Annotated in this window: 9 protein-coding genes and 1 tRNA gene; 5 read left to right on the forward strand and 5 right to left on the reverse strand. The window is 62.5% G+C overall.

Annotation, left to right across the window (positions count from 1 at the left end):
• Positions 1 to 84 precede the first annotated feature (84 nt).
• The gene (locus Q3Y64_RS12040; RefSeq protein ID WP_101941202.1) at positions 85 to 402 is read left to right on the forward strand and encodes a 4a-hydroxytetrahydrobiopterin dehydratase; all 318 of its coding nucleotides are present in this window, start codon (positions 85 to 87) and stop codon (positions 400 to 402) included.
• Positions 403 to 456: 54 nt separating this feature from the next.
• On the opposite strand, the gene Q3Y64_RS12045 is transcribed toward Q3Y64_RS12040, so the two are convergent.
• A complete protein-coding gene (locus Q3Y64_RS12045) occupies positions 457 to 612 on the reverse strand; it encodes a hypothetical protein (RefSeq protein WP_158239144.1) in 156 nt (51 codons plus the stop codon).
• Between the two features lie 336 nt (positions 613 to 948).
• Between Q3Y64_RS12045 and Q3Y64_RS12050 the strand changes: the two genes are divergently transcribed.
• Both Q3Y64_RS12050 and Q3Y64_RS12055 read left to right on the forward strand, forming a co-directional pair.
• Positions 949 to 2,328, forward strand: coding sequence for an esterase-like activity of phytase family protein (locus Q3Y64_RS12050; protein WP_303562157.1), 1,380 nt, complete (start codon positions 949 to 951; stop codon positions 2,326 to 2,328).
• Between the two features lie 70 nt (positions 2,329 to 2,398).
• The gene (locus Q3Y64_RS12055) at positions 2,399 to 3,538 is read left to right on the forward strand and encodes a glycerophosphodiester phosphodiesterase (RefSeq protein WP_303562160.1); all 1,140 of its coding nucleotides are present in this window, start codon (positions 2,399 to 2,401) and stop codon (positions 3,536 to 3,538) included.
• A gap of 72 nt (positions 3,539 to 3,610) precedes the next feature.
• Here the strand turns inward: Q3Y64_RS12055 and Q3Y64_RS12060 are convergent, their stop codons facing one another.
• The 3 genes from Q3Y64_RS12060 to Q3Y64_RS12070 all read right to left on the reverse strand — a co-directional run bounded on the left by Q3Y64_RS12060 (position 3,611) and on the right by Q3Y64_RS12070 (position 7,099).
• A complete protein-coding gene (locus Q3Y64_RS12060) occupies positions 3,611 to 5,263 on the reverse strand; it encodes a cellulase family glycosylhydrolase (protein WP_303562161.1) in 1,653 nt (550 codons plus the stop codon).
• Positions 5,264 to 5,465: 202 nt separating this feature from the next.
• Positions 5,466 to 6,809, reverse strand: a complete 1,344-nt coding sequence (gene hflX, locus Q3Y64_RS12065; RefSeq protein WP_303562163.1) for a GTPase HflX — start codon at positions 6,807 to 6,809, stop codon at positions 5,466 to 5,468.
• A gap of 119 nt (positions 6,810 to 6,928) precedes the next feature.
• A complete protein-coding gene (locus Q3Y64_RS12070; RefSeq protein WP_158239145.1) occupies positions 6,929 to 7,099 on the reverse strand; it encodes a hypothetical protein in 171 nt (56 codons plus the stop codon).
• Between Q3Y64_RS12070 and Q3Y64_RS12075 the strand changes: the two genes are divergently transcribed.
• Both Q3Y64_RS12075 and Q3Y64_RS12080 read left to right on the forward strand, forming a co-directional pair.
• Positions 7,098 to 7,445: a hypothetical protein gene (locus tag Q3Y64_RS12075; protein WP_143707352.1), complete on the forward strand. Its 348-nt coding sequence runs from the start codon at positions 7,098 to 7,100 to the stop codon at positions 7,443 to 7,445. The two genes, Q3Y64_RS12070 and Q3Y64_RS12075, sit on opposite strands and share 2 nt — an antisense overlap.
• Positions 7,442 to 8,017, forward strand: a complete 576-nt coding sequence (locus Q3Y64_RS12080; RefSeq protein WP_101941208.1) for a DUF3568 family protein — start codon at positions 7,442 to 7,444, stop codon at positions 8,015 to 8,017. Before Q3Y64_RS12075 ends, Q3Y64_RS12080 begins: the two co-directional genes overlap by 4 nt.
• Before the next feature lie 143 nt (positions 8,018 to 8,160).
• On the opposite strand, the gene Q3Y64_RS12085 is transcribed toward Q3Y64_RS12080, so the two are convergent.
• Positions 8,161 to 8,237 (reverse strand) — tRNA-Asp (locus Q3Y64_RS12085).

The following is an 8,237-nucleotide window of genomic DNA, read 5'->3' on the forward strand; positions in this document are numbered from 1 at the left end:
TTTTACGTTTGCTCACCCCACGGCGACTGATTTGCGCGCCGGCGTCGGCTAGGCTGGAAGCTGCCCCGCACCGAGGAGAAAGCCATGCGCCCGCCCCTGCTTGAGGATGACGCGATCCAGGCCGCACTGATTACGCTGAACACCCACAACGAACACCCCTGGCAAGTGCAGGAAGGCAAACTCGTGAAGACCTTCCGCTTCGATGATTTTCGCGCGGCCTTTGGCTTCATGACCCGCGTGGCCGACGCAGCCAATACGCTGGATCACCACCCGGAATGGCGCAACGTGTACAACCGCGTCCAGGTCGCGCTCACCACCCACGATGCGGGCGGCATCACGGAGCTGGACTTCCGTCTGGCGCAAGCCATGGAAACCGCGCTGGCGCAGGGCACGCCAGAATAAAAAACTGGCAGAGTGCCTCTGCCAGCCAATCCTCGAACGCGACTCCGGTCTGCTTTACCAGAGCACGCTGCGGAACTCGTCAGCCCAGCGCCCGGCGCCGAACTGGGTGCTCTCCAGATGGGTCTCGTCCAGATACTCCTGGCGCTCGATTTCAACATCCGCCATGAAATCAGCAGCATCCACATAGCCATGGTTTTCTTCAGTGCTCATGATCATCTCCCTGCCTGAAAACGTTGTGCCATCACCCGGAAGCCAGCCAGCTTCCACCTGAAGCCCAGCAAAAGACGTTCCCGTTTTTTTGCGGCGCAATATCCAACCTGTCGGAAAACCGCCTCTAGCAAGGAGCAGAAAATCTTCTTATGCGGTTTCAGCACTCGGCAAGCAAGGGAATCATCTTCCTTCAGGCGCCGGCAAGGTGCATGAAATTCGGTCGTAGTGCTTGATCAGTGCGCAGGATTCACCACCCCGCAATCCTCCCGTAGCGCCCCTGTCATCGCCCTCCGCCAGAGTGCCGGGTTTTCCATCCGCAAGCCCAGAGGATCATCGATGCATCACGCCCATAAACAACTGATCGCCGCACTGCTCGCCGCCTGGAGCAGTCTGGCCGCCGCGCAACAAGCCGTCACAGCAGAGCTCGCCGGTCATGCCAGCCTGCCCTTCAACACCGCGACCCAGGCGCCGAAAGCCGCCGGCCCGCTGTTCGCCACGGCCGGCAAGTTCGCCAATAACGAGCGCACCCGCAAGGATCAACTCGGCACGGAGCGGACCAATACTTCCGTAGGCGACCCGAAGGCGCCGCGCGCCTCGGGCGGAGCCCTGCCGATCAAGGGTCAGGCCGTACAGGGGTTCTCCGGCATCGTGGCACTGGACCGTGAGCATTTCCTGGCCCTCACCGACAACGGCTTCGGCAACAAGATCAATTCACAGGATGCCCTGCTGATGGTGCATCGCCTCAAGGTGGACTGGGCCAGTGGCAAGACCCGGATCGAGAAGACCATCTTCCTGCACGACCCGGATCGCAAGCTGCCCTTCTTCATCCTCAACGAGAACAGCAAGGAGCGTTACCTGACCGGCGCCGATGTGGATGTGGAGTCGATCCAGGTCGTCGGCAAGGAATGGTGGATCGGCGACGAATTCGGGCCTTACGTGCTGCGCGTCACGCCGGAAGGCCGCGTGCTGGGCGTGATCGAAACCGTCGTCAATGGCAAGGCCTACCGCTCGCCGGACCATTATCTGAATGGCCGCGTCGGCAACCTGCCCTCCGATGGCGTGCCTGCCTGGCAGGTACGCCGCTCGGGCGGCTTCGAGCCGATGGCCCAGTCGCCCGACGGCAAAACGCTCTACCCGATGTTCGAGTGGCCGCTCTACGACGCCACCACCAAGGCCTTCGAGCAGGCGGACGGCAAACCCTATACCCATATCCTCGAACTTGATGTGGCCAGCCAACGCTACACCGGCCGCGAATGGAAGTACCGCTTCGAAGAAGCCGGCAATGTGGCGGCAGACTTCCAGTTGCTGGACGCCGGCAGCGGCCTCGTAATCGAACACGATGACGCCAGCGAAGGCGCCGGCCCCGGCTGCCCGGCCGAGCCACTGCGCACCGACTGCTTCACCCGCCCGGCCCGCTTCAAGCGCATCTACAAGATCGATCTGGCCAACCTGGACGCTGATGGCTTCGTGCGCAAGATCGCCTATATCGATCTGACCCGCATCGCCAACCCGCAGCACCGGGCAAAACTGGGGCCCAACGAAGACAATTTCGTGCTGCCGCACCTCGGGCCGGAGGGGCTCACGATCGTCGACCGCCATCACATCGTGGTCGTGAACGACAACAACTTCCCCTACTCCTCAGGCCGCCAGATCGGCAAGCCGGATGACAACGAGCTGACCCTGCTCGATATCCGTGCGCTGGTCGACGCCCGCTGAGCGCCTGCCCGGCCCTGCCTCTCCGGTGGCAGGGTCGGCCGCCTCCCCATCCGAATTCACGAGGATTACCATGCAGCCATCCTTCCTCCTACCCCTGATCGCCATGAGCCTGAGCCTCGCTGCCTGCGCCACCGACAGCCTCCGCCTTGGCCGCGCGCCTGACGCGCAGCCACTGGTGATTGCCCACCGCGGCGCCAGCGCCCATCGCCCCGAACACACCCTCGCCGCCTATCAGCTGGCCATCGAACAAGGTGCCGACGTGATCGAGCCGGATCTCGTGATCACCCGTGACGGCGTGCTGGTCGCCCGCCACGAGAACGAGATCGGTGGCACCACCGATGTCGCCCGCCATCCGGAATTCGCCCGCCGCAAAACGCGCAAGGAAATCGATGGCATCCCGGTGGAAGGCTGGTTCACCGAAGACTTCACGCTCACCGAACTCAAGACCCTGCGTGCCCGCGAACGCATCCCGGCCAATCGCCCGGCCAATACCGCCTTCGACGGCCAGTTCGAGATCCCGACCCTCAACGAAGTGATTGCCCTGGTCAAGACCCATGAACAGAAGACCGGCCAGCGCATTGCGATCTACCCTGAAACCAAGCACCCGAGTTACTTCCGCCAGCTCGGCCTGCCGCTCGAAGAGCCAATGGTGGCCACCCTGCATGCGGCCGGCTGGCGCGGCAAACAGGCACCGGTCTTCATCCAGAGCTTCGAAGTGGGCAACCTCAAGCGCCTGCGCGGCATGACCGATCTGCCCCTGGTGCAACTGCTCGACAACCCGGCTAACGCGCCGGCCGCCAATGGCACGCCGCGCAACAAGCCGTGGGACTTCATCGCCGGCCAGGACCCACGCAGCTATGCCGACCTGACCACTGCAGCCGGCCTGCGCGAGATCGCCAGTTATGCCGACGCAGTAGGCCCATACAAGGAAATCGTGATCCCACGAACCGCCGACAACCACCTCGGGCAGCCCGGCCGCTTCGTGGCCGACGCCCACGCTGCGGGGCTGGCAATCCACATCTGGACCCTGCGTCCGGAAAACCCCTTCCTGCCCGCCGAGTTACGCCAGGGCGATCGCAGCTCAGCCAGTGCGCGCGGCGACATGGCCAGCGAAATCGCTGCCTACCTGAAGGCCGGCGTGGATGGCTTCTTCAGCGACGATCCGCTAGCCGCCCGCGCCGCTGTAAAGCAATTCAGCACCACTCGCTGAAACCGCCCGCCCGGTGTCGCCACAATGAAAAACGGCCCGTAAAGGGCCGTTTTTCCTGGGTTGGCGTCGTTCTCAGCGATTGGCGCAGAAGCCGATCGAAGTATTCACCGCCCCCGCAGCTAGGCTGCCGTTCCAGGCCATGCCCTTGAAGCTCACCGTGCTGCCGCTCTGGCTCCAGGTGGCATTCCACATCTGGCTGAGCTTTCCTTCCACGTTCATCGCGGCGCTCCAGGTCACGCTGCTGCTGCCGGTATTGGTGAGACGCACGGTAGCGCAGTAGCCCGACCCCCAATCATTGTTCACGGTGTAGCTGGCGCTGACCGAGCCGGCCCCCGCGGCGCTGGAGCTGCTCGCCGAACTCGCTGCAGAACTCGCCGCCGAGCTGCGGGCGGCCGAGCTGGCGGCGGATGAAGTGGCGCTGGACGAAGCACGCGAAGAACTGGCTGCCATTGCGCTCGACGCAGCCGCAGAGGACGCGGCGCGGGAGGAGCTGGCCGCACTGCTGACGCTGCTGCTGGAGGCCGCACGCGAAGACGCCGCAGCACTGGAAGCGGCGCTACTGGAGGCGGCTGAGCTGGAAGCCACGCTGGACGAAGCGCTGCTGGTCGAGGCATTCACCACCATCAGGCGCTTGAGCAGGGCCAGCTTGTCGCTGCGCACGGTCTTCCAGTCATCCTGCAGGATGCCGCCGGTGTCACCGCTATTCGGGTTCCACGACCAGTAGAAGAAGTTGGTGATGCGGCGCTCGATCAGGTAATCGACCAGCTTGTCCTGCCAGATCTTGTCCTTGGCCTGACCCTGACCATACTTGCCGCCGAACTCACCCGGCACCACGGCATAGTTGAGGCTGGCCGCAAAACCGAACTGGGCATCCCAGATCGCCGGCATGTTGTTCGGGAAGGCGCTGTCGCTGAAATACGGCTGCATGTAAACGTCCGGGCCATACACGTGCGGCGAGAGCACCAGGCGGTTACGCGGGATGTCCAGCGGATAGCACTTCAGCGGGGTGATGTTGCCGCCCCACCAGTAAGCACGGTAATCCGAGCAGCCATCATTGGCGCTGATGCCTTCAACGAACATCAGCCAGTCCGGCGCCACTGCCAGCACGGCCTTGGCTGCACGCTCGGCGGCCTTGTTCCAGTCCGTGGTGGCCTTGCTGTTGCCCCAGCTTGCCGCCCCATGCGGCTCGTTCTTCAGATCTAGGCCAATCACGCCGGCGACGCTCTTGTAGCGATCCGCCACGAACTTGAGATCGGCAATCCACTGTGCTTCGGTGTAGCTGTCGGTGTACCACAGCTCGGAAATCGCGTTGCAGTCCGGGCGGTGATGATCCAGCAGCACATACATGCCTTCCGCTGAGAGCTGCTTCACCACCTTGTCGAGCAATTGCAGCGAGTTCAGTCCGGAAAGATCCGGGTTGGCCGAATAATTGATGCTGTTGGGGGCCACGCCACGCAGGGTATTAGGGCAGAACGGCAGGCGCACAGCGTTGAAACCACTGGCCTTGATCTGGGCGATCGAGTCTTTCCAGTTGATAGTCCACAGCCCGTGCAGGGTGTAGTTGGTGGTTTCGAAACCGAACCAGTTCACGCCGTTGAGGCGGATTTCCTGGCCCTGGGCATTTAGCAGACGGCCGCTGTCATTGACCGAATAGGCCTGTGCAGCCGCACTCAAGGTCAGTGCGGTCGTACACAGCAGGGCAGAAAGGATGCGTCGGACTTGCATTGGTGGACTCCCCGGATATTCGTGCGGCCTGGCGCAATAGCTACGCCAGCCACCCGGATTGAATGGCGCTCGCAGCTTATGCGGGCTACGCTGGAGAAATGCGGGTGGGCCGACAGGCGAGTGCGATACGCCGCACCAGCGGAGTTTGTCCGGAATCCACCTGGACTCATGCCGGCCGGATAAAACCGACCGGGCCGGCAGATCAGGCCTGCGCGATCAGGGTTCTCAATTGCTCGAGGTTTTCCGCTTCGCTGCGCACCCGGAAAATCGCTCCCTCTTCGCTGGCGCTCTCTTCCAGCACTGCGCAGCTGGCATAAATGTCCTTGCGCAACTGTTGCGCAGACCAGGGCAGGAGCAGCTCGCCCTCAACCAAATCCTGCTGGAAGAAAGCCACGATGCGAGCGTGCATGCGCGCCACGTCAGCCGGATTACGCGCACTCATCAACACGCAGTCCGGATACTTTTCGCGCAGAGCGGCTGTGCAGGCGGCCTGAGCGGCTTCGTCGCCCACGAAATCGATCTTGTTGAAGACCCGGATGCGCGGCAACTCGTCCGCACCGATCTCGGCCAGCACATGGTCGGTCACTTCGAGCTGGCGCTCGAACCCGGGGTCGCTCGCGTCAATCACATGCAGCAGCAACTCCGCATCCAACGCCTCGTCCAGCGTGGATTTGAACGAGGCCACGAGGCCATGCGGCAGATTCTTGATGAAGCCCACCGTATCGCTCACCAATACCCGCGGTACGCTCTCCGGGTAGAGGGCGCGCACGGTGGTATCGAGCGTCGCAAACAACTTGTTGGCCACCAGCACCTCACTGCCGGTCAGTGCCCGCATCAGGGTGGACTTGCCGGCATTCGTGTAACCCACCAGAGCGACACCGGCGAGGCCTTTCCGCTCCTGACGGCGCGCACGCTGAGTCTTGCGCTCGGCCTCCATGGCAACGATCTCGAGCTGCAGCTCGGCGATCCGGTCGCGGATCTTGCGACGGTCCAGTTCAGTATGCGATTCACCGGCCCCCCGGCCCCCCATGCCGCTACGCTGGCGGCCCTGTGGCCCGGCCAGCTTGGCCGCTTCACGCAGGCGCGGCGCCATGTAACCGAGCCGCGCGATCTCGACCTGTGCCTTGGCTGCCCGCGAGCGTGCATTGCGGTGGAAGATCTCGAGGATGACCATGGTGCGGTCCATCACCTCGCAGCCCACGGCCAATTCCAGGTTACGGGCCTGCGAAGGCGAAATTTCGTGATCCACCAGAAGCGCCTCGATCTCGCCGCCCTCCGGCTCGCTCAGCAGCGGTGTGCCATCGAGTTCATCAAAAGCGGCCACACCATTCACGTACTCGGCGATTTCCTGGCGCTTGCCCACCCCGAGGTAGCCAGTCTGGTCAAAACCAGCGCGCTTCTGCACAAAGCACTTCACCACCGTAAAGCCCAGCGTTTTTGCCAGTTCGCGCAGCTCCATGAGCGAAGCTTCGAACTCGACATCACTAACCTGCGGCAGTTGCACCGCAGCCATGATCGCGCGGCGGGCTTGGTCTTCCTGTTTCATGCGGGAGGGGCTTCTCTTCTAACAAATGAAGCCGGATGGTACATGGCTCTGCACCCGAAACCCGAGCCCACAAGCATTCAATGAGAAATACTCACGCGCAGAGGCTGTGCCACGCGGGCTCAAGCCAGCAGGCAGCGCAGGCTAACCCGCACTTCCGCCATCACCCGATTACGTTCGGCCACCGTCTGCGCTTCATTCAGCGCGCGGCGCACGCGCTGCTTGCTCACCTCAGAGAGCAGCGGCGAGTCATACAATTCGGCCAGCAGGCCCAGTTCCTGACGAATATTCATGTTTTCCATCCTCAACAAGCTGCATCAATTGCAGTTAATGGATAGAGAACGTACGCAAGCGAATGTTCCACAGAATTTTCTGATCGACACTTCTGTTTTGCTGATAGGCGCCTGCGCCGTCCCGAAGACTGGCGTACTCCGCCCAGGAGTGACGCAGATCGGCAGCAGCGTGTCCGCTGCCGGCGCTTGCCGAGCATCCCCAAGTCGCCACTCCACCGGGAAAAACAACCGCTCAGTGACGTTTAATGCGCTTTCGTCAGGCGAGCGCGAAAGACCCTTTCACTGGCATGTGGGCTGCTCAGTGATCCGGGCACCTCATCGAAACGCCCTGCCCTCCAGATCATGAAAAACACCCCGACCGCCCTCCGAACGCTCATCTCCAGTCTGAAGATGCCGGTCTGCCTGCTGACCCTGCTGTGCCTGAATGGTTGTGCGGCATTAGCAGTCAGCCTGGCTGGGGCTGGAGCAGGCGCTGGCCTGTCGCACCAGATGACCGGCACCGCCACGCGCACCTTCAGCGAGCCGCTCAGCAAGGTCGATAACGCCATGCAACTGGCCACGCGCAAGATGATGCTGGAGGTAGATGAGGTCAACAGCACCCTGAACGGCCAACAGACCCGTGCCCGGGTCGGAGAACTGAAGATCACGATCGGCCTGGAGACACTCTCCGGCAATTTGACCCGGGTGGACGTAGAAGCGCGCAAGGATTTCTTCCGCCTCGATTACGCCACTGCTCAGGAAATCGTGGTTCAGGTCGAGCGCATCTTGGAGAACATGAACATCGCAGCGGCTGAAGCAGAGGCCGAAGCCAGCCGACGCGGCGCTCTCAACGAGGCCAAGTACAAAGCCCCGGCGCCCCAGACAAACACCCCGGGCCGCAAGACCAGCAGCACAGCAAAGCGCCGCGACTCCATCTGAGCTCTTTTCTCTCCATGCCCGAAGTGGATGGCAGGTAAAGCAGGCTCATCCGCTACTTCACCAGACAGGAAGCGTAGTTCCGGCTCAGCAAAGCAAAACGCCCTGCAAAACCGGTTTCATGGTTTTGCAGGGCGTTGCTTTCTTGGCGGAGTGGACGGGACTCGAACCCGCGACCCCCGGCGTGACAGGCCGGTATTCTAACCAACTGAACTACCACTCC

Source organism: Uliginosibacterium sp. 31-12 (assembly GCF_030548425.1).
Taxonomy (GTDB): domain Bacteria; phylum Pseudomonadota; class Gammaproteobacteria; order Burkholderiales; family Rhodocyclaceae; genus Uliginosibacterium; species Uliginosibacterium aquaticum.